Origin of the sequence: Pseudomonas sp. DWP3-1-2 (assembly GCF_049896285.1) — a bacterium.
Lineage (GTDB): Bacteria > Pseudomonadota > Gammaproteobacteria > Pseudomonadales > Pseudomonadaceae > Aquipseudomonas.
In genome coordinates, this window is record NZ_JAFCTZ010000010.1 from 130,966 (window position 1) to 150,572 (window position 19,607).

Annotated in this window: 16 protein-coding genes; 6 read left to right on the forward strand and 10 right to left on the reverse strand. The window is 57.5% G+C overall.

Features of this window, described 5'->3' with window-relative positions:
- Positions 1-138: 138 nt before the first annotated feature.
- Complete coding sequence (locus ACP7B0_RS19525; protein WP_426143244.1) at positions 139-336, forward strand: hypothetical protein; 198 nt, start codon at positions 139-141, stop codon at positions 334-336.
- A 175-nt stretch (positions 337-511) separates the two neighbouring features.
- Here ACP7B0_RS19525 and ACP7B0_RS19530 read toward each other — a convergent pair whose 3' ends face one another.
- The 3 genes from ACP7B0_RS19530 to ACP7B0_RS19540 form a co-directional block, all read right to left on the reverse strand.
- The gene (locus ACP7B0_RS19530; protein WP_426143245.1) at positions 512-988 is read right to left on the reverse strand and encodes a hemerythrin domain-containing protein; all 477 of its coding nucleotides are present in this window, start codon (positions 986-988) and stop codon (positions 512-514) included.
- 433 nt (positions 989-1,421) lie between these two features.
- Complete coding sequence (locus ACP7B0_RS19535) at positions 1,422-1,658, reverse strand: PLD nuclease N-terminal domain-containing protein (RefSeq protein WP_426143246.1); 237 nt, start codon at positions 1,656-1,658, stop codon at positions 1,422-1,424.
- Between the two features lie 77 nt (positions 1,659-1,735).
- Entirely contained in the window at positions 1,736-2,950 is a 1,215-nt protein-coding gene (locus tag ACP7B0_RS19540) for a zinc-dependent alcohol dehydrogenase (RefSeq protein ID WP_426143248.1), read from the reverse strand.
- A gap of 254 nt (positions 2,951-3,204) precedes the next feature.
- Between ACP7B0_RS19540 and ACP7B0_RS19545 the strand changes: the two genes are divergently transcribed.
- Positions 3,205-3,831, forward strand: a complete 627-nt coding sequence (locus tag ACP7B0_RS19545) for a Yip1 family protein (protein WP_426143249.1) — start codon at positions 3,205-3,207, stop codon at positions 3,829-3,831.
- 120 nt (positions 3,832-3,951) lie between these two features.
- Here ACP7B0_RS19545 and garD read toward each other — a convergent pair whose 3' ends face one another.
- From garD to ACP7B0_RS19580, 7 genes are all read right to left on the reverse strand, one after another.
- Positions 3,952-5,505, reverse strand: a complete 1,554-nt coding sequence (gene garD / locus ACP7B0_RS19550) for a galactarate dehydratase (protein ID WP_426143250.1) — start codon at positions 5,503-5,505, stop codon at positions 3,952-3,954.
- A 10-nt stretch (positions 5,506-5,515) separates the two neighbouring features.
- Positions 5,516-6,895, reverse strand: a complete 1,380-nt coding sequence (locus ACP7B0_RS19555) for an MFS transporter (RefSeq protein ID WP_426143251.1) — start codon at positions 6,893-6,895, stop codon at positions 5,516-5,518.
- 207 nt (positions 6,896-7,102) lie between these two features.
- Positions 7,103-8,014, reverse strand: coding sequence for a 5-dehydro-4-deoxyglucarate dehydratase (kdgD, locus tag ACP7B0_RS19560; protein WP_426143252.1), 912 nt, complete (start codon positions 8,012-8,014; stop codon positions 7,103-7,105).
- A 302-nt stretch (positions 8,015-8,316) separates the two neighbouring features.
- A complete protein-coding gene (locus tag ACP7B0_RS19565) occupies positions 8,317-9,066 on the reverse strand; it encodes a FadR/GntR family transcriptional regulator (protein WP_426143253.1) in 750 nt (249 codons plus the stop codon).
- Between the two features lie 92 nt (positions 9,067-9,158).
- Positions 9,159-10,895 carry an ABC transporter ATP-binding protein/permease gene (locus ACP7B0_RS19570; RefSeq protein ID WP_426143254.1) on the reverse strand — a complete coding sequence of 579 codons (1,737 nt, stop codon included), beginning with the start codon at positions 10,893-10,895 and terminating at the stop codon, positions 9,159-9,161.
- A 90-nt stretch (positions 10,896-10,985) separates the two neighbouring features.
- Positions 10,986-11,546 carry a response regulator transcription factor gene (locus tag ACP7B0_RS19575; protein ID WP_020293127.1) on the reverse strand — a complete coding sequence of 187 codons (561 nt, stop codon included), beginning with the start codon at positions 11,544-11,546 and terminating at the stop codon, positions 10,986-10,988.
- Positions 11,539-12,801, reverse strand: a complete 1,263-nt coding sequence (locus tag ACP7B0_RS19580) for an ATP-binding protein (protein ID WP_426143255.1) — start codon at positions 12,799-12,801, stop codon at positions 11,539-11,541. Before ACP7B0_RS19580 ends, ACP7B0_RS19575 begins: the two co-directional genes overlap by 8 nt.
- A 330-nt stretch (positions 12,802-13,131) precedes the next feature.
- On the opposite strand from ACP7B0_RS19580, the gene ACP7B0_RS19585 reads away from it, so the two are divergent.
- From ACP7B0_RS19585 to ACP7B0_RS19600, 4 genes are all read left to right on the forward strand, one after another.
- Positions 13,132-13,845, forward strand: coding sequence for an SIMPL domain-containing protein (locus ACP7B0_RS19585; protein ID WP_426143257.1), 714 nt, complete (start codon positions 13,132-13,134; stop codon positions 13,843-13,845).
- Between the two features lie 227 nt (positions 13,846-14,072).
- Entirely contained in the window at positions 14,073-15,650 is a 1,578-nt protein-coding gene (locus ACP7B0_RS19590; protein WP_426143258.1) for an HET-C-related protein, read from the forward strand.
- A gap of 135 nt (positions 15,651-15,785) precedes the next feature.
- Positions 15,786-17,387 carry an ABC transporter substrate-binding protein gene (locus tag ACP7B0_RS19595; protein ID WP_426143259.1) on the forward strand — a complete coding sequence of 534 codons (1,602 nt, stop codon included), beginning with the start codon at positions 15,786-15,788 and terminating at the stop codon, positions 17,385-17,387.
- 284 nt (positions 17,388-17,671) lie between these two features.
- Positions 17,672-19,300 carry an ABC transporter substrate-binding protein gene (locus tag ACP7B0_RS19600; protein WP_426143261.1) on the forward strand — a complete coding sequence of 543 codons (1,629 nt, stop codon included), beginning with the start codon at positions 17,672-17,674 and terminating at the stop codon, positions 19,298-19,300.
- Positions 19,301-19,607: the final 307 nt, after the last annotated feature.

Genomic DNA, 19,607 nt, shown 5'->3' on the forward strand with positions numbered 1-19,607 from the left:
TCATCGGTTCGATGATTTTTTGCTGGCTCATCCGCACTATTAAGTGCAGGATTTTCACGCTTTCCTGTCATGCCGAGAACCATACTAGTGGCAACTTGGCATGCTGCTCACCTGATCTATTAATGGAGATGCTTAACGATGCTTATCCAAATCGAAGAAGGTACTCACGGTGCCAATTGGGTCGTGAAGCTGGACAACTACCCGGTCAAATGCAGCAGTTGGACTGAAGCCAAAGAATTCGCTGACCGAATGACCTCAAGAATCAATGCGCCTCACATGATTCCTGGACAAACCCAAGGCAGATCAAATACCCAGGCATCGGCTCAAGCCAGGTAGTCTTCCTCGCTGTATTCATTCTCTGTATTAAAAAGCCCGGCGAAATGCCGGGCTTTGCGTTTCTACGACATGGTTTTCACGCGCTTTTCACCTTCGCGCCCTTAACCTCTACTCACTCCTGTTGAATCCCATTGGCCCGCCGTATTGCGGGTCTTTTTTTGCCCGGAATTCGGGCTCAGGCCGCTTTATTGACCGCTGCCAGCTGTTTTTTCAGCTCGGCTTTCAATGTTTCCATCTGCACGCCGAGTTCTTCCAGACGTTCCTTGCCAAGCAGCTCTTTGCACTGAGGGAACATCTCGTCCTCCTCTTCTTCGATGTGGTGCTCAAGCAGTTCCTTGACAACCTTCACGCGGCCGGCAAATTCAGGAGTGCCCGGATCAGTCACCTTCAGATCGGGCAGAACCAGGGAATCCACGGTCCGATGTTCTTCCTTGGCTTCGTAGTACATGACGTCCTGTTCCTTGCCGCCCGCTTCCTTGAATGCAGGATAAAGAATCTCTTCCTCAAGCTGGGTATGGATGGTCAATTCCATTTCCAGTTTGGCCAGCAGGTCGGTGCGTTTTTTGATCGCGCGGTCAGTGGACTCGCTCAACTGCGTGAGAATGTCTTTGACGCGGACATGGTCTTGTTCCAACAGGTCGATAGCGTTCATCAGGTTTCTCCGGGAGATGGGCGGCTGTTTGCGCCGCCTTCATTGAGTTGAGTTGCGGGTTTATCGTTCGTTAATAACTGAATCCTGTAACAAGTAGCTGAGCAACTTCCATGCCTGATCCTGGCAACATTAAAAATCTCGACATATCAACTCATTAGCCAATCCACTACCGCTGGCACTCATGCAAAATGCATGAACCCAGCTTTCCGGACCTTGCATTATGGGTGACGTTAAACATCAAGCGTTACAGCACAGGGCACTGTCATGAAACCGCTTATCCGAAGTCTGGAACTCGTTGGACTGGAACTTATTCCACTATGTACGGAAAACCATGCCGCGGCGGTATATGGAAGTTTCCCGCTGTGCATTGTGCGGTCTGTCTAAGGCAAAAAAGTTATCAACGCACACTTCATCCACGTATGCCCGATGCACTTCAGCCCTTGCTGTGTTCAGGAGATGAAGGTCCTTTCACAATGCCGCGAGGGCCTGAAATCCCCCAGACAACCAAACCGATCAGAGGCAGCGCCAGGATTAGAACGACCCACATCATCTTGGTGCCGCCGCTCTTCTCGCTGCGCCAGACACTGTTGATTGCCCAGATATCCAGCAGCATCACAATCACCACTGCGCCGATGGCAAACCACATACCCGCTTGGGATATTTCCCACATTTCACACCTCCTGACAGGCTTGCGTCCCGCGTAAAAAACATCGAAGGCCCTGGCTAAAGGCCTTCGACGCTGTCCGCTTAGCTAACAGCCAATACGCCTTCAGGCTCCACAACGCGACTGTCAAAGCCCGGCGTCAGAATCACCTTGCGGCAGTCCTCTTCTTTTTTATCGAAGATCTTGTAACCCTCGGCCGCCTCTTCGAGTGACATCCGATGGGTGATGATCGCTTCCGGTGCCAGCGCACCACTTTCGATGTGCTCCAACAGCTCCGGTAAATAGCGCTGCACGTGGGTCTGCCCCATTTTGAAGGTCAGGCCCTTGTCGAAGGCATCCCCGAACATGAAGCCATGGATAAAGCCTGCGTAGACGCCCGGAACGCTGACGGTTCCGCCGCGGCGCACCGCTGCAATGCACTGGCGCAACGCCTTGCCGCTGCTGCCTTCGAGCTTGAGCGTGGCCAGAATGGTTTCGGTGGTGCTGCCCTTGGCCTCGAATCCCACTGCATCGATCACACCGTCCACGCCCCGCATACCGGCGGTCTGGCGAATGATGGTGTCAGCGGGATCATCGTCTTCGTCGAAGTTGATCGGGATAACACCGTAAGTGCTCTGGGCATAAGCGAGGCGATACGGGTGGTGGTCCACCATGAAGACCTTCTCGGCCCCCAGCATGCGGGCGCACGCTGCGCTGAGCAGGCCCACCGGCCCGGCCCCGTAAATGGCGACGCTTGAACCCTTGCCAATGCCCGCATTGAGCACGGCCTGCCAGGCGGTGGGCAGGATATCGGAAAGGAACAGCACCTTTTCATCCGGCAGGCTGCCCGGCACTTCGAATGGGCCTGTATTACCTTTAGGCACCCGAACATATTCGGCCTGACCGCCCGGAATCCCGCCGTACAGATGACTGAAGCCAAACAGCGCAGCCCCGGGCGGAATGGACTTCTTGTTCAGAATCGCGCCACGGCCGGTGTTGGTGGTTTCACAGGCGGCGAACTGATCCAGTTGGCAGAAAAAGCAACTGCCACAGGCGATCACGAACGGGATCACCACGCGATCACCCGGTTGAACGGCGGTCACCTGCGAACCGACTTCCTCAACGATACCCATGAACTCATGGCCGAAAATATCGCCATGCTCCGTGGCGGGAATCTTGCCGCGATACAGGTGCAGGTCTGAACCGCAAATGGCGGTCGCAGTGACTTTCAGAATGACATCGTCAGCATCTTGAATGACCGGATCAGGCACAGTTTCGACCCGAACATCGTGGGCCCCGTGATAGGTAAGTGCGCGCATGAAGTTCTCCTGGGTGAGCGGCGTTAATAACAAGTCATCAATTGAAGTACTTAAAGAGAGGAGGCCATGCAGGGATTTAAAGTTCACGTTGCGCACCGACAAGTTGACCAGCGGAGCTTACCGGCGCACCTGATAACAAACGTGTCTCTCATCAGGACCGTTCGGCCCTTCCTCAGGAACTCGCCGAGCAACTCCCGTCTAACGAATTGATACGGCCGTTTACTGGACGCTGCTTAGAGCAAGAGGGATTTGCCATGACCGCACATTTCATTAAATTGTTCACTCAACCGGGGCATGCGTGGCGGGACATTCGCCAGGATGAAGAGGAACATCCAAGACAGTATCTGGCGCACTTGCTCTTATGGGCGCTGATACCGGCGATTAGCCTTTACTTTGGCACCACTCAGGTCGGATGGAGCCTGGCGCAAGGCGAGTTAGTCCGTCTGAGCGCGGGTAGCGCGCTGCAACTGTGTGCGCTGCTGTACGTCACGATCCTGATCGGCACCGTGGTCATGGGCGCATTCATTCGCTGGATGTCGCGCAGCTTCGAAGCGCGGCCCACGCTCAACCAATGCATTGGGTTTACCGCCTACACCGCGACGCCCTTCTTTATCGCCGGATTGGCGGGCCTTTATCCGAGTCGATGGCTGGCGATAGCTGTCCTTGGGCTGGCGGGTCTGTATTCAACGTATTTGTTGTTCGTCGGCATCACCACGTTCATGCGCCTGAAAGAAGGTCAGGGATTTCTTTATGCCGCGGCTGCGTGGGGTGTCGGACTTCTGGTGCTGGTGACGACGTTGGTCGAGATGGTTCTGATCTGGTTCAACTACCTGAACCCGGAGTATGTGCGGGAAGTGGCGATGCTGTCGGCGGGAATGTAGAGGGTGTCTGCTGCGCCCTCTTCCCGGCTGAAGCCTGTGTCCCACGAGGTGAACAACAATTGCCGACTAAAGCCGGTTCCACGCTCGCCCGGTGAGTGCCGGGCGAGCGTGCGGTCGATATCAGGTGATCGGTGCCGGGTTGAACAGGGTGATGTCGTTGTGCAAACGATAGTGCTCCGTCCAGGTTTTCTTCTTGCCGCTGGCCACGTCCAGATAGAAGTGGAACAACTCCCAGCCCAGATCCTCGATGCTCGCCCGGCCTGTGGCGATGCGGCCTGCGTCGATGTCGATCAGGTCCGGCCAGCGCTGGGCCAGCTCGGTGCGGGTCGACACCTTGACCACGGGTGCCATGGCCAGACCGTAAGGCGTGCCGCGTCCGGTGGTGAACACATGCAGGTTCATCCCGGCCGCGAGCTGCAAGGTGCCGCACACGAAGTCACTTGCGGGCGTGGCACAGAAGATCAAGCCTTTGCGCTTGAAGCGTTCCCCGGGGCCAAGCACCCCGTTGATGGCACTGGTGCCAGATTTGACGATCGAGCCCAGGGACTTCTCGACAATGTTCGACAACCCGCCCTTCTTGTTACCCGGCGTGGTATTGGCGCTGCGGTCTGCCTCGCCCTTGGCCAGGTAACGGTCGTACCAGTCCATTTCCCGCACCAGCTCCTGGGCCACTTCCTGAGACTCGGCCCGGGACGTCAGCAGGTAGATGGCGTCACGCACTTCAGTGACTTCGGAAAACATCACCGTCGCGCCTGCGCGCAACAACAGGTCCGAAGCGTAACCCAGTGCAGGATTGGCGGTGATGCCGGAAAACGCATCGCTGCCACCGCACTGCATGCCCAGAATCAGCTCTGACGCCGGAACGGTTTGGCGACGGCGCTGATCGAGTTTCTTCAGCCGGGTTTCCGCCAGCGCCATGATCTGCTCGATCATTTCGTTGAAGCCATGGCTGGAATCCTGAAGGCGATACAGCCAGGGATCGGTCAGATCCACCGAGCTGTCGCCTTCATGCATCACCTGCCCGGCCTGCAATTTCTCGCATCCCAGGCTGATGACCAGGGCCTCGCCCCCCAGATTCGGGTTGCGCGCCAGGTTACGCACGGTGCGGATCGGGATGTAAGCGTCGGTGGCGGTGATGGCCACACCGCAACCGTAGCTGTGAGTCAGCGCCACCACGTCATCGACGTTCGGGTACTTGGGCAACAACTCGTCGCGGATGCGCTTGACCGCATGGTCAAGCACACCGGTGACGCACTGCACGGTGGTCGTGATGCCCAGAATGTTACGTGTGCCTACGGTGCCGTCAGCGTTGCGATAGCCTTCGAACGTGAAGCCTTCCAGCGGCGCCTGTTTTTGCGGCACGGCGTCAGACATCGGCAAGCTGTCCAGCGCAGGCGCCGACGGCATGCGCAACTGGTCTTCCCTGACCCAACTGCCCCGTGGAATCGGTTGCAAGGCATAACCAATAGTGTGCCCGTAACGAATGATCGGCTCGCCCTCGGCGATATCAACGGTGTTGACCTTGTGGCTCTGCGGTACGTTGTCGATAGTGACCAGGCCATTGTCGAACTCGGTGCCGGCTGGCACCCCCTGGTCGTTGACCACCACGACCACGTTATCCAGCTCATGGAGCCGGATGTAACGTGGCGAATCGGCATGTTGAATCAGGTTCATCACGGTTTCCTCAGGATTTAGCTTGAGAAAGGTCGCTGGCGTTCTCGCCAATCAGTGGCCCCTTCGCTGGAGGCTCTCTCAATTCAACGCGTTTGATTTCACCCACGATGAAGATGTAGCTGAACACCGCCACCACGGCATTGGCCCCCACGAACACCAAGGCCCATTTGAACGAGCCCGTGGAGTTGATGATGTAGCCAATCACGATGGGCGTGGTGATCGATGCAATGTTACCGAAGGTGTTGAACAAGCCGCCGCTCAAACCGGCAATCTGCTTGGGCGAAGCATCGGACATGACAGCCCAGCCCAGCGCACCCACACCTTTGCCGAAGAAGGCCAGGGCCATGAAGCCTACGACCATCCACTCAATGTCGACATAGTTACAGGCGACGATGCTGGTCGACAGCAACAAGCCACCAATGATCGGCGCCTTACGGGCGAAGGTCAGGGAATGGCCCTTGCGCAGCAGGTAGTCGGAAATCACGCCGCCCAACACACCGCCGATGAAGCCGCAAATGGCGGGCAAGGACGCAATGATCCCGGCCTTGAGAATGGTCATGCCCCGCTCCTGAACCAGATAAACCGGGAACCAGGTCAGGAAGAAGTAGGTGATACCGTTGATGCAGTACTGACTCAGGTAGATGCCCAGCATCATGCGGTTGGTCAGCAACTGGCGGATGTAATCCCATTTCGGACCGGAGCTGCTGCTCTTGCCTTTGCCATTGTCCTGATCCATGTCGACCATGCCACCGTTGTTGGCGATGTGATCGAATTCTTCCTGGTTGATCTTCGGATGGTTACGCGGGCTGTGGATGACTTTCATCCAGACTGCCGAGAACAGGATACCGACGGAGCCCATCACGACGAACACATGCTGCCAGCCGTAGGTGTAGACGATCCAGCCCATCAGCGGCGCAAACAGCACCGTGGCGAAGTATTGCGCGGAGTTGAAAATGGCGGATGCCGTGCCGCGTTCAGCGGTTGGAAACCAGGCGGCGACAATCCGAGCGTTGCCCGGGAAGGACGGCGCTTCGGCCAGACCCACCATAAAGCGCAGCATGAACAGCACGATGATTGCGGACGAGACGCCGAATTCACCCACATAGCCTTGCAGCAGGGTGAACAGCGACCAGGTGAAAATACTCAGGGCATAGATTCGTTTGGAACCAAAACGGTCGAGCAGCCACCCACCCGGAATCTGACCGGCCACGTAGGCCCAGCCAAAAGCGGAGAAGATGTACCCGAGAGTGACAGCGTCGATACCAAGGTCTTTCTGCAGGCTGGAACCTGCGATAGCGATGGTCGCGCGGTCGGCGTAGTTGATCGTGGTCACCAGAAACAGCATGAGCAGGATCAAATAGCGGACGTGAGTCGGCTTGGACTTTTGCATATATCGGTAACTCCCCACTCATTATTTTTTTACGCGGGTGAAGCTGTTTTTTATGTGTTGCTTACGCCTGCCGGCCCCTTAGGCGATAGCGCTCATGGCGAATCGTCCTACCCACAGTACAAATGCGTCCTTACGATCCATCTTGCTGGCAAACAAACAACGGTACCGAACCGCTGATTGCTCAGCGATTCGTTACCGGAGGTTCTGTTACTGCTTACCCTGCTTGTCCATCAGGGCAGCGAGCATTTCGTACTCTTCGCCCGTCAGGTCGGTCAGCGGAGTCCTTACCGGACCTGCGTCATAGCCAGCGATTTTGGCGCCAGCCTTGACGATGCTCACGGCGTAACCGGATTTACGGTTACGGATATCCAGGTACGGCAGGAAGAAGTCGTCGATCATCTTGCCGACTGCAACGTGATCGTCCTTGGCAATGGCGTGGTAGAAATCCATCGCCAGTTTCGGAACAAAGTTGAACACCGCCGACGAATAGACCGGCACGCCCAGCGCCTTGTAGGCAGCGGCGTAGACTTCAGCGGTCGGCAAACCGCCCAGGTAGGAGAAGCGATCACCCAGGCGACGGCGAATGGAAACCATCAGTTCGATATCGCCCAGGCCGTCTTTGTAGCCGATCAGGTTCGGGCAACGCTCCGCCAGTTTTTCCAGCAGCGGCGCGGTCAGGCGGCAGACGTTACGGTTGTAAACGATGACGCCGATCTTGACCGACTTGCACACCGCTTCAACGTGAGCAGCAACGCCATCCTGGCTGGCTTCAGTCAGGTAATGCGGCAGCAGCAGCAGACCTTTGGCACCCAGACGCTCGGCTTCTTGCGCATATTCGATGGCCTGGCGGGTAGAACCGCCAACACCGGCAAGGATCGGCACGCTGGTGGCGCAAGTGTCGACGGCGGTCTTGATCACTTCGGAATATTCGCTGGCAGCCAGGGAGAAAAACTCACCTGTGCCGCCGGCAGCGAACAGAGCGCTGGCGCCGTAAGGGGCCAGCCACTCAAGACGCTTGATGTACCCAGCGCGATTGAAGTCGCCCTGAGCATCGAAATCGGTAACCGGGAACGACAGCAAACCATGGGAAAGGATGGACTTCAGTTCTTGTGGATTCATTATTCGAACACCCTGGGGAAGCAAAAAAAGTGAATGGATCATCAGTTCTGTGCCGATGTCGTAAGTCATCGTACAACTGAAAATACGATCACTCAACAGGGATTTGGAGATATTTGCCGGGGTGGCGAGCACCGGTAGAAGAAAGCCCGCAGGAATGGGGCTTGGAGAGACGGGGTATAGAACGAAAGTCGTACGACATCTTGGCCTGCCTGGACGGCTGGCCCAGGATCCGTAGGACCGGCTTCAGCCGGGAACACGCTCTACCGGCTGAAGCCGATCCTACGCAATGGCGACTTGGCTTCTCAAGCCCGCTGCGATTCAGCCTCTTCATGGGCATGGCGCAAGCGTTCGCGGCTGTTGGTCAGGTGCAGGCGCATGGCGGCGCGGGCGGCGTCGGAGTCCTGGCGGGCGATGGCGTCGTAAATCTCCTCGTGTTCCCGGCTGAGGCGATTCATGTAGTGCTGGTGATCATCATGGGCCAGACGCGCCGAGTTCAAACGGGTACGCGGAATGATGCTGGTACCCAGGTGGGTCATGATGTCCGTGAAATAACGGTTGCCCGTGGACAGGGCAATCTGCAGATGGAACTGGAAGTCCGAAGCCACCGCGTCGCTGGCGTGGGCGGCGCTTTCGTTCAAGGCGTCCAGCGCCTTGCGCATGCCCAGCAGTTGTTCGTCGCTACGGCGCTGCGCCGCCAGACCCGCCGACTCCACTTCCAGACTGATGCGCAATTCGAGAATGGCCAGCACATCACGCAACGTCACGATGGTCGCCGGGTCGATACGGAAACCGCTGGGGCTTGGCGTGTCGAGCACGAAGGTGCCAATGCCATGGCGGGTTTCCACCAGTCCTGACGCTTGCAGGCGCGAAATCGCTTCACGCACGACCGTGCGGCTGACGCCCTGCTCTTCCATGATTGCCGACTCGGTTGGCAACTTGTCCCCACGCTTGAGCTGTCCGCTGCGAATCCGCTCAGACAGTTCAGTGACCAGCTCTTGCGCCAGGCTACGGTGCTTTCTGCGGGCGCGAGGCGCAGGGCTTTGATTTTCCATATCCAACATCAATCTCAGGGCGGTTAAGTGAACAATGATAGCTCACGACGTTGTACGATCACATGCGTAAAAGCGACTCGGCACACAAACACCTATACAACCGCTTCCGAATGCGGTTTTTCGAGCAGTTGCCCGCCTTCGATTCGCAGATGACGACGATGAAAACGCCTGAGGCTGCTGCGATGGCCGATGCTCAACAGGGTTACGCCCGGCATTTCATCAATCAGCGCTTGATACAACGCCGCTTCGTCCTCTTCATCCATGGCCGAGGTCGCCTCATCCAGGTACAACCAGCGCGGCGCGAACAACAATGCCCTGGCGAACGCCACACGCTGCTGCTCACCCGGTGACAGCAGGCGTTGCCAGTGATTGCTTTCATCCAGTCGCGGGATCAAATGGCTCAAACGGCAGGTGTCGAGAATTTCGGCAAAGCGCTCTGCCGGGTAAACGTCGCAGGCCTGTGGATAACTGAGCGCCTCGCGCAGGCTGCCAATGGGCAGATAAGGCTTCTGCGGCAAGAACAGATAGCGCTCGGCAGGCACTGTCAACTGACCATGCCCGTCATTCCACAGCCCGCCCAACGCCCTGAGCAACGTGCTTTTGCCGCTCCCGGAACGTCCGCTGAGCATCACGCGCTCTCCTGCGGCGATACTCAGATTGGCATTGGTCAGCAATTGACGACCGGCGCCCAACTGCAAGCCCAGGCCTTTGAGGTTCAGGGCATCGCCGTCTCGTTGGAGGTCGAACGCCGGTTCGCGCTGTTCGTTGCGGTCCATGGCCTGACGGAAACTCAGTAAGCGATCACAGGTTGCGCGCCAGGAAGCCAGGGTGGTGTAGGCGTCGATGAACCAGCTGAAGTTCTCCTGCACATTGCCAAATGCCGAGTTGATCTGCATCAGACCGCCCAGCTCGATTTTGCCCGCAAAGTAACGCGGCGCGGCAACCACAAAGGCGAAGATGATGGCGATCTGCGAGTAACCAGCGGTGAAGAACGTCAGGCGTTTCTGCACTTTCATGATGGTCCAGAAATTACCCCAGACCATCCCGAACCGTGAACTCAAGCGCTCGTTCTCATTGGGTTCGCCGTTGGACAGCGCAATGCTTTCGGCATTTTCCCGTACGCGCACCAGCGCAAACCGCAGGTCCGCTTCGTAACGTTCCTGTTGATTGCTCAGCAGGATCAGACGCCGCCCGATCAGGTGCGTCAGCCAACTGCCCACGACCGCATAGACCAGCGCCGCCCAGAACATATAGCCGGGGATCGTGATGCCGAACAGTTCGATGCTGCCGGAAACGCCCCACAGGATGATGGAAAACGAAACCAGGCTCACCACCGTGCGCATCAGCCCCAAGCCCAGCGACAACGTGCTGGTGGTGAACTGGTCCAGGTCCTGGGACAGGCGCTGGTCAGGGTTATCGGTATAACCGCCCTGCTCCAACTGGTAGTAATTTTTGTGGCTGAGCCATTTGGCGAAATGCTGTTCGGTCAACCAGCGCCGCCAGCGAATGGTCAGCATCTGAGTGAGATAAAGCCGGTAAACCGCACTCAGAATGCCCACTGCGGCAATCCCGCAGAAATAGAGAATCTGGTGGGTGAAGGCTTCCAGGTCTTTCTTTTCCAGTGCGTTATAAAAGTCGCGGTACCAGCTGTTGATCACCACGGAGATGGCGACACTGAACAACGAAAGGCCGATGACGGCAATCAGCAGAATCCAGGCCAGGCCTTTTTCTTCGCTGCGCCAGTAGGGGGTGGTGAGCTTCCATACTCGCGAAAAAAAGGCTCCTTCAACAGTGTCATTGACCGTTGAGTATTCGGCATTACGACTCATGGGTGATGTCTCGGCGTCGATTGAAGTTCAGCGCCCGGGATTAAGCCCGAGCGCTCGACACGATCATCCTTGAACAGGGTTATGCGAGGGTCAGCGACGTACCGGGCGTTTCTGCAACTTGCGTTGCAAGGTCCGTCGGTGCATGCCCAACGCACGGGCAGTGGCGGAAATATTGCCTTCATGCTCGGTCAGCACACGCTGAATGTGCTCCCATTGCAGACGGTCCACCGACATGGGGTTTTCCGGCACAAGGGTATCCAGATCGGAATGCTGGGACAGCAGCGAAGCCAGTACGTCGTCGGCGTCTGCCGGTTTGCACAGGTAGTTGCACGCACCACGCTTGATCGCTTCAACCGCCGTGGCAATGCTCGAATAGCCAGTGAGGATTACCACCCGCATATCCGGGTCCAGCTCCAGCAGCTTGGGCAGCAAAACCAGACCGGAATCGCCATCCATCTTCAAGTCCAACGCCGCAAATTCCGGGATGTCCGCCTGAGCCAGGGCCAGCCCTTCTTCAGCGGAACCTGCGGTGCTGACGCGAAAGCCTCGCCGACTCATGGCTCGCGCCATGACTCGGGTGAAGGTTGCGTCGTCATCAACCAACAACAGATGAGGCAGCTCTTCGCCTTCGACCTGGATTTCGTCACTCATTCATATCTCCTCGGGCATCACGGGGCAGGCGCAGCTCTGTGAGCGTGCCGCCTTCTTCATGACTGTAGAGTTTTACCGAACCGCCCGCGCGGGTCACGCTGGCCTTGCTCAGGAACAGGCCCAGACCGAAGCCTTTGCCTTTGGTGGTAAAGAAAGGTTTGCCGATTTGTTCGGCAATGGCCAGCGGCACCCCGGCACCGTGGTCGCGAATACTGATACAGATTTCTTCGGCATCCCATCCCAGACTGACTTCAAGCCCTTCCGGGCAGGCGTCGGCGGCGTTGTTCAACAGATTGAGCAATGCCTGGGTCAAGTCCGGCGGCGGCGCAAGCATGGGCGCAGTATCGGTGCCCAGCAACAGAAAACGATAACTGGCTTCCGGACGCATCAAGTGCCAGCGGTTGAGGGCTTCATCCAGCCAGTGCGTCACGGTCTGTTTTTCCACCGCCAGACGCCGATTGTTCTCCGAGGCGCGGACCAGTTGCTGCAAGGTCAGCTTGCATTGCTTGACCTGCTCTTGCAGCACGGCAAGATCTTCCTGCAACGCCGGATCGTGATGATCCTGACGCATCTCTTTAAGCAGCACGCTCATGGTGGACAACGGTGTGCCCAACTCATGGGCAGCGCCTGCGGCCTGAGTCGCCACGGCGAGCAGTTGCTGATCGCGCAGGCCCTCTTCACGCCGCTCGGCGCGCAGTTGTTCCTGGCGGCGCAGCTCTTCGGCCATCTTCGCGGCAAAGAAGGTGATCACCGCGGCCGCCAGCGCAAAACTCAGCCACATGCCGTAAACCTGCAGGCTTTCCCGGGCGATGGGCAGCGTGTCCAGCGGGTAGAACTGCACCAGCAGCAAGGTGTACAGCGCCAGCGCTATGCCCGACAGAATCAGCGAAAAGCGCCAGGGCAGCGTGACGGCAGCAATGGTCAGCGGCACCAGATAGTAAGAAACAAACGGATTGGTGGAGCCGCCGGAGAAATACAGCAGCGCGCTGTGAATCAACAGGTCGAAAGCCAATTGCACCGCGTATTCCAGCTCGGTCACCGGCAGCGACGTACGCAGCCGAATGGCGGTCAGGGCACACCAGACCATGGAGAACCCGAGGGTGATCGCCAGTTGCATCCAGGGCAGCGGCAACAAATGAAACAGGTAGGCAATCCCTACCGATCCAGCCTGCGCGGCCAGCACCAGCATGCGGATAAGTGTCAGGCGCCAGAGGTTCTGGCGAGTAGCGGACAACAGTTGTACGGGGGCGAGCATGAGCTCTCCTGATGAGTGCTCCAGGCGAATCGCAGCGAGTATAACCAAGCGCGTGTGAAAACTGCGAAAAGTGAGGGATGTTTCATCAGAACGCCTTTCCCCGGATGTACCTTGCGATGCCCACGCAGGCGTTCACAAGCAACGCCAGGCAGCCATCGCCATTCTCGTCGCGTCCCGAAATTTCTGCCTCGCAGGGCTCGTGAGCTCCCACCCGGCTCTGTAGCGGCGGGGGATGGCCGGAACCTCAACCGGTACTCAAAGTCTGATACCGTGCCCTCGACCGATCATCGACGGCCCTGCCCGCCCATCATTCGCTAAAAGGAAGTTTCCATGTTCAGCCTTCGTCCTGCTGCCGCTCTTTTCGCCCTTGGCGCCGCTGCGCTGTCCAGCGCCCCCGCCATGGCTGAAGACGTTCATTACAACCAGATTTCCGTGCGCGCCGAAGTCGACCAGGAGGTCGCCCGGGATCTGATGAATGTCACGCTGTACACCGAAGCTCAGGACACAGACCCGGCCAAGCTTGCTGCGGGCGTGACCGAGACCGTGAACAAGGCCCTTGCCCAAGCGCGCAAGGTCGACGGCGTGACGATCCGCCAGGGCAACCGCAGCAGCTATCCGGTTTACGACGACAAAGGGCAGAAAATCACCGGCTGGCGTGAACGCGCCGAGTTACGCCTTGAAAGCGCCGACTTCGCCGCGCTGTCCAAACTCACCGGGGAAATGCTCGGCGACATGAAAATGGGCGGCATGGATTTCTCCATCGCCAAACCTACCCGCAAGGCCAGCGAAGACGCCTTGCTCAAGGAAGCGGTAACAGCGTTCAGGGCTCGCGCACAATTGCTGACCGACGCGCTCGGCGGCACCGGCTACAAAGTCATCAACCTGAACTTCAACACCTCGGGCTACCCGCAGCCCTACATGCGTGCGCAGGTCATGATGATGAAGGCTGAACGCTCTGATGCCGCGCCAACGCCCGATGTCGAAGCCGGCACCAGCCAGGTGACGGTTACCGCCGACGGCGTGATCGAAGTCACAATGCCTTGATGCCTGCGGCGGCAACCTTGAGTTGCCGCCGCTTCCCGCCCCTGTTGCCGACACCTCGCTACACCCGCGTCTCTTTGGCCTACAACGCTCGGCGAACAGGCTGATTCACCCAAATTTCGCAGGCCGTAAACTCAACCCTCGTTACACCCAATCTTTCTAACGCGTACGTCGCAGGCCATCGGTCGATGGCGGTTGCACGCTCGCGTTCAACCTCAAGGGAATCACGGATGAATCCTGCAAACCGCAACGCCGAAAACCTTTACACCGATGGGCCGTCTCTGTCTCACCCCTCATCTGAGAACCCCGAAACCGGCTTTGAGCCCCTTCCTACGCCACTGCGCTTCGACGCGGGAAAGGGCAGCGAACAACACGCCACGCATCGATCCATTGAAGCAGTGCTGGAGACGGCGGGCTTCAGTCCGTATCAGATACGCGCCATTTACTACGGCAACTGGCTGCGGGACTACTCGCAATTGCTCGACCCGAAAATTGTCCGGGCGGTCGGCACACCGAAGAACTTCCCGGACGTGCTGTCCAGAGAGGCGTTGACCAAAATCGTTGACGTACTGGCGGTCCGGGAATTTACCGATCTGATGAGCCAGGAACGCGCCCCGTTTGTCGTAACGCCCGAAAAACTCGGCGTCTATCGCCCCAGCGAACACATCGACAACCCCAAGCCCGCCAACGCTGAACGCACCTATCCCAGACAGATCGATGCCGACTTCGAAGACTGGGTAGCGCCTGACGACGCATCACTGCAAGTCGACCCTGAAACGTCGATGAAAATCTATATCCAGCGCTCCGTTGACTTCATGACCGGCGAAATGAACACGGCAATGAATCAGGGTCCGGATTCTCCCGACGGCCTGAGGGCCTTCGGTTCCGCGTTGCATGTGCTGGAGGATTTCTTCGCCCATTCAAATTTCGTCGAACTGAGCCTGCGCAAGCTCGGCTACACCGAGGTGCTGCCGTGGACGTCCAGGGCTGACTGCAAGCATGGTTTGCCATTGGTGACCGGCACCTTCGGCGGGAGCGATATCATCGCCAGCCTGGCGGCCCCGTTGGGCAAGGTTTTGTTTTCGACGGATGACAAACCCTTCGAGGCCACCCAGGCTGGGGTGCGCTACGAGCGCGATCAGATCATCGACATCCTGCTTGGCGAACACCCCGATCAAAAGTGGTTTGACGCCCATCAGACATTCCTGCATGCCCGTGATGACTGGGCAAGCCTTGAGTACTCGGAACAAGCCGAAAAAATCTTTGCCATCATCGGCACCCCCGCGAGAATTGCGGGCAATGCCATCGGGACCGCCGTGCAGGGTTTGACCGTGCTGTTCGGCAACAGCGTGGACGATGTGCAGACCGCATTGGGGGATGATCCCAACACCAGTGGCTCGACAAACCCCTCGCATTCGCAACTGGCCAAAGACCATGGCGAGCACCCACTGCATTCCCTGGCCGCGCTTCTGGCGGAAAAGGCCGTGCTCCACGTGAGTCAGGCCATGCAGGGCCAATGGCACGGCAAGCCCGGCGCCCAAGACCCGGCGCAGGTTGCCGCGAATTATTTCGTCCACCCCATGGACAGTGACTGGCAAGACGCCCTTGTGAGCGAGTGGGCGCAAAGCAATTCAAAGCTCGTCAACCGGGCGGCAAGCAAGAGCGAGCTGGATAACGTCCATAAAGAAGTGCGAGCGAGCGCAGAAAAAGGTCTGACGCGGTTCAAAAACGAGAGCAGCAGTTTCCTGAGCATCTTCTCTGGCGTCACCTCCGTGAAAGACGTGTGGAACATCATCACCGGGAAATAAGATGCCCTGACCGATCTTGACCAGTAGGCGCAGCGCCGCAAGAAGTTTGTCGGAACCCCTCCAGTGCGGCACTATCCGATGCCTATCGTTTGTCGATATTCAGGCACGGCTAATGCCGCACTTCGCGAGGATTCCATGACACCCACGTTATTCAGACCGCTGCTGCTCACCTCTGCGCTGATGGCTTGCATGCCCTTTGCCCACGCCGCCAGCACGCTTGTGTATTGCTCTGAAGCCAGCCCCGCGGGCTTCGACCCGAGCCAGTACACCAGCGGCACGGATTTCGATGCTTCGGCCGAAACGGTGTTCAATCGCCTGACTCAGTTCAAGCGCGGTGGCACTGAAGTCGAACCCGGCCTGGCGACCCGCTGGGATGTTTCCAGCGACGGTTTGACCTACACCTTCCACCTGCGGCCCGGGGTGAAATTCCATACCACCGACTACTTCACGCCCACCCGGGACTTCAACGCCGACGACGTGCTGTTCACGTTCAATCGGCTGTTGGACGCCAACCAGCCCTTTCGCAAGGCTTACCCGTCCGAGTCGCCTTATTTCACTGACATGGACATGAACAAAACCATCAAGAACCTGGAAAAAGTCGACGACCAGACCGTCAGGTTTCACCTGAACAACATCGATGCAGCCTTCGTGCAAAACCTGGCCATGAGCTTTGCCTCGATTCAGTCGGCCGAATACGCCGACCAGCTCCTCAAACAGGGCAAGGCCGAGGTCATCAACCAAAAGCCCATCGGCACCGGCCCCTTTGTCTTCAAGCGCTACCAGAAGGACTCGCAGATTCGCTACGACGCCAACAAGGCGTACTGGAAACCTGAAGACGTCAAACTCGATCACCTGATCTTTTCGATCAACAGCGACGCCGCCGTGCGCCTGCAAAAGCTCAAGGCGGGCGAATGCCAGGTCAGCGGTTACCCGCGCCCGCAGGATATCGAGCTGATGCAGAAAGACCCGAACCTGAAGGTGCTGAGCCAGCCCGGTTTCAACCTGGGCTTCCTGGCGTACAACGTGACCCACCCGCCTCTGGATCAGCTCAAGGTCCGTCAGGCGCTGGACATGGCCATCGACAAGCCGGCGATCATCAAAGCGGTTTATCAGGGTGCCGGTCAGTTAGCCGAAAACGCCATACCGCCGGGCCAGTGGAGCTACGACCCGACCGTAAAAGATGCGCCGTATGACCCCACCAAGGCCAGACAGCTGCTCAAGGAAGCCGGGGTCGCGCCGGGAACCCAGATCAACCTGTGGGCCATGACCGTGCAACGTGCGTCGAATCCCAATGCGCGCATGTCAGCGCAGATGATCCAGGCCGATTGGTCGAAGATCGGCATCAAGGCCAACATTGTCAGTTACGAGTGGGGCGAGTACATCAAGCGCGCCAAGGCCGGCGAACACGATGTGATGATTTACGGCTGGACGGGCGACAATGGCGACCCGGACAACTGGCTGGGTGTGTTGTACAGCTGTGCAGCGGTCAAGGGCAGCAACTACGCCAAGTGGTGTGACCCGGCTTACGACAAGCTTGTGCAACAAGCCAAGCTGACCACGGATCGCGACGAGCGGATCAAGCTTTACCAACAGGCCCAGCACATTCTGAAGGCTCAGGTGCCGATCACGCCGATTGCCAATTCCAAGGTGTTCCAGCCCATGCGCAAAGAGGTGCAGAACTTCAAGTTGAGCCCCTTTGGCCTCACGCCTTTCTACGGCGTCAGCCTGGACCAATAAGCCGGACCAATTGGAATAATAGGTAACACCAGCGCGCCAACCGGGTGCATTTGCCACGTTCGGTTGCGCGCAGTTGGTGCATGAAACAGTCCTTAAAGCGACGCGCAAACGATCAAATGCGTCATAAGTTATACTTTTGCGACATTCCTGTACGATCGTGCCACACATTGTGTCTTCTTTGACGTCATCTTCTTGCTTTGGGTATGGCCCCTGCATAACTATCCGTCAGGTCGGACTCACAAGGTCTGACCCTCTCTTAAAAAATGACAACAACTGAGGCCACCATGCTCAAACAAGCGGTCATTCCGTTTCTACTCAGCGCAGGTATGTTGACTGCGGCTCCTTTCGCTCACGCGGCATCGAACCTTGTGTTCTGCTCCGAAGGCAGCCCGGCCGGTTTCGACCCAGGCCAATACACGACCGGCACTGATTTCGACGCGTCGGCAGAAACCATTTTCAACCGTTTGAGCCAATTCGAACGTGGCGGCACCGCTGTTGTTCCAGGTTTGGCAACGAGCTGGGACATTTCCCCGGACGTGCTGACTTACACCTTCCATTTGCGTGAAGGCGTCAAGTTCCATACCACGCCGTATTTCAAGCCGACCCGCGATTTCAATGCCGATGACGTGCTGTTCACGTTCAATCGCATGATCGACAAGGACATGCCGTTCCGCAAAGCGTACCCGACCGAGTTCCCGTACTTCACCGACATGGGCATGGACAGCAACATCGCCAAGATCGAGAAAGTCGACGACCATACTGTCAAGTTTGTCCTCAAGACCGTTGATGCGGCTTTCATCCAGAACATGGCGATGAGCTTTGCCTCCATTCAGTCCGCTGAATACGCAGACCAACTGCTCAAGGAAGGCAAGGCCGCAGACATCAACCAGAAGCCGGTCGGCACTGGCCCGTTCGTGTTCAAGAGCTACCAGAAAGACTCCAACATCCGCTTCACCGGAAACAAGAGTTACTGGAAGCCTGAAGACGTGAAGATCGATAACCTGATCTTCGCGATCACTACCGACGCATCGGTACGTGCGCAGAAGCTGAAAAAAGGCGAATGCCAGATCACGGCGTATCCACGCCCGGCCGACCTTGCCCCCCTGAAGGCTGACAAAGACCTGCAGATGCCGGAACAGGCAGGTTTCAACCTGGGTTACATCGCCTACAACACGATGGACAAGATCAAAGGCGAAGACAGGCCAAACCCGCTGGCTATCAAGGAAGTACGCCAGGCGCTGGACATGGCAGTAAACAAGCAAAGCATCATCGACGCCGTGTATCAGGGCGCGGGCCAACTGGCCGTCAACGCCATGCCGCCGACCCAATGGTCGTATGACACCACCATCAAAGATGTACCGTACGATGTTGAAAAAGCCAAGGCGTTGCTCAAGCAGGCGGGCATCAAGGAAGGCACCGAGATCACCCTGTGGGCGATGCCGGTTCAGCGTCCTTACAACCCCAACGCCAAGTTGATGGCTGAAATGCTTCAGTCGGACTGGAAGAAGATCGGCATCAACGCCAAGATCGTCAGCTATGAATGGGGCGAGTACATCAAGCGCGCCAAAGCCGGTGAAAACGGCGCCATGCTGATTGGCTGGAGCGGCGACAACGGTGACCCGGACAACTGGCTCGGCACTCTCTTTGGTTGCGACGCTATTAATGGCAACAACTTTGCCAAATGGTGTGACAAGCCGTTCGATACCTTGATCCACCAGGCCAAGGAAACGCCGGACCAGGCCAAGCGCACCGAGCTGTACAAACAGGCTCAGCATCTGCTCAAGGAAGCCGTACCGATGACGCCTATCGCGCATTCGACGGTTTACCAGCCAATGCGCACTTCCGTTCATGATTTCAAGATCAGCCCGTTTGGTCTGAACTCCTTCTACGGCGTGAGCGTCAGCGGCAAATAACGATCATGTGATTGCACCGCTGCGGCGGTGCAATCACGTTTTTGAGTCGTACTCGTCAGCCACTCAATAATGGCTGTTAGTTAGTTGTGGAAATTTCCTACTTCATACACGACTTATCCCTACGACTCGTGTCGCCATAATTTCCATTTACTGCATCACTCGACGGACATACCTTCGAAGTCGGCCGTCATTGCCGTCATTACTCTAAAAACAATCAGGAAGATTTCCGGATTGAAGGTTTTCCTTTGTCAGCAATTAACGCTGGACAGTTTCAGTTCGTCCGCCGTTCGCTGCTCACTCGTTGAAG

Bases quoted from the DNA above. Each gene is read 5' to 3' on its own strand.
- ACP7B0_RS19545 (WP_426143249.1), top strand. From the start codon at position 3,205: ATGACCGCACATTTCATTAAATTGTTCACTCAACCGGGGCATGCGTGG.
- garD (WP_426143250.1), bottom strand. From the start codon at position 5,505: ATGAACCTGATTCAACATGCCGATTCGCCACGTTACATCCGGCTCCAT.
- ACP7B0_RS19595 (WP_426143259.1), top strand. From the start codon at position 15,786: ATGACACCCACGTTATTCAGACCGCTGCTGCTCACCTCTGCGCTGATG.
- ACP7B0_RS19565 (WP_426143253.1), bottom strand. From the start codon at position 9,066: ATGGAAAATCAAAGCCCTGCGCCTCGCGCCCGCAGAAAGCACCGTAGC.
- ACP7B0_RS19540 (WP_426143248.1), bottom strand. From the start codon at position 2,950: ATGCGCGCACTTACCTATCACGGGGCCCACGATGTTCGGGTCGAAACT.
- ACP7B0_RS19600 (WP_426143261.1), top strand. From the start codon at position 17,672: ATGCTCAAACAAGCGGTCATTCCGTTTCTACTCAGCGCAGGTATGTTG.
- ACP7B0_RS19525 (WP_426143244.1), top strand. From the start codon at position 139: ATGCTTATCCAAATCGAAGAAGGTACTCACGGTGCCAATTGGGTCGTG.
- ACP7B0_RS19555 (WP_426143251.1), bottom strand. From the start codon at position 6,895: ATGCAAAAGTCCAAGCCGACTCACGTCCGCTATTTGATCCTGCTCATG.
- ACP7B0_RS19575 (WP_020293127.1), bottom strand. From the start codon at position 11,546: ATGAGTGACGAAATCCAGGTCGAAGGCGAAGAGCTGCCTCATCTGTTG.
- ACP7B0_RS19530 (WP_426143245.1), bottom strand. From the start codon at position 988: ATGAACGCTATCGACCTGTTGGAACAAGACCATGTCCGCGTCAAAGAC.
- ACP7B0_RS19585 (WP_426143257.1), top strand. From the start codon at position 13,132: ATGTTCAGCCTTCGTCCTGCTGCCGCTCTTTTCGCCCTTGGCGCCGCT.
- ACP7B0_RS19535 (WP_426143246.1), bottom strand. From the start codon at position 1,658: ATGTGGGAAATATCCCAAGCGGGTATGTGGTTTGCCATCGGCGCAGTG.
- ACP7B0_RS19590 (WP_426143258.1), top strand. From the start codon at position 14,073: ATGAATCCTGCAAACCGCAACGCCGAAAACCTTTACACCGATGGGCCG.
- kdgD (WP_426143252.1), bottom strand. From the start codon at position 8,014: ATGAATCCACAAGAACTGAAGTCCATCCTTTCCCATGGTTTGCTGTCG.
- ACP7B0_RS19570 (WP_426143254.1), bottom strand. From the start codon at position 10,895: ATGAGTCGTAATGCCGAATACTCAACGGTCAATGACACTGTTGAAGGA.
- ACP7B0_RS19580 (WP_426143255.1), bottom strand. From the start codon at position 12,801: ATGCTCGCCCCCGTACAACTGTTGTCCGCTACTCGCCAGAACCTCTGG.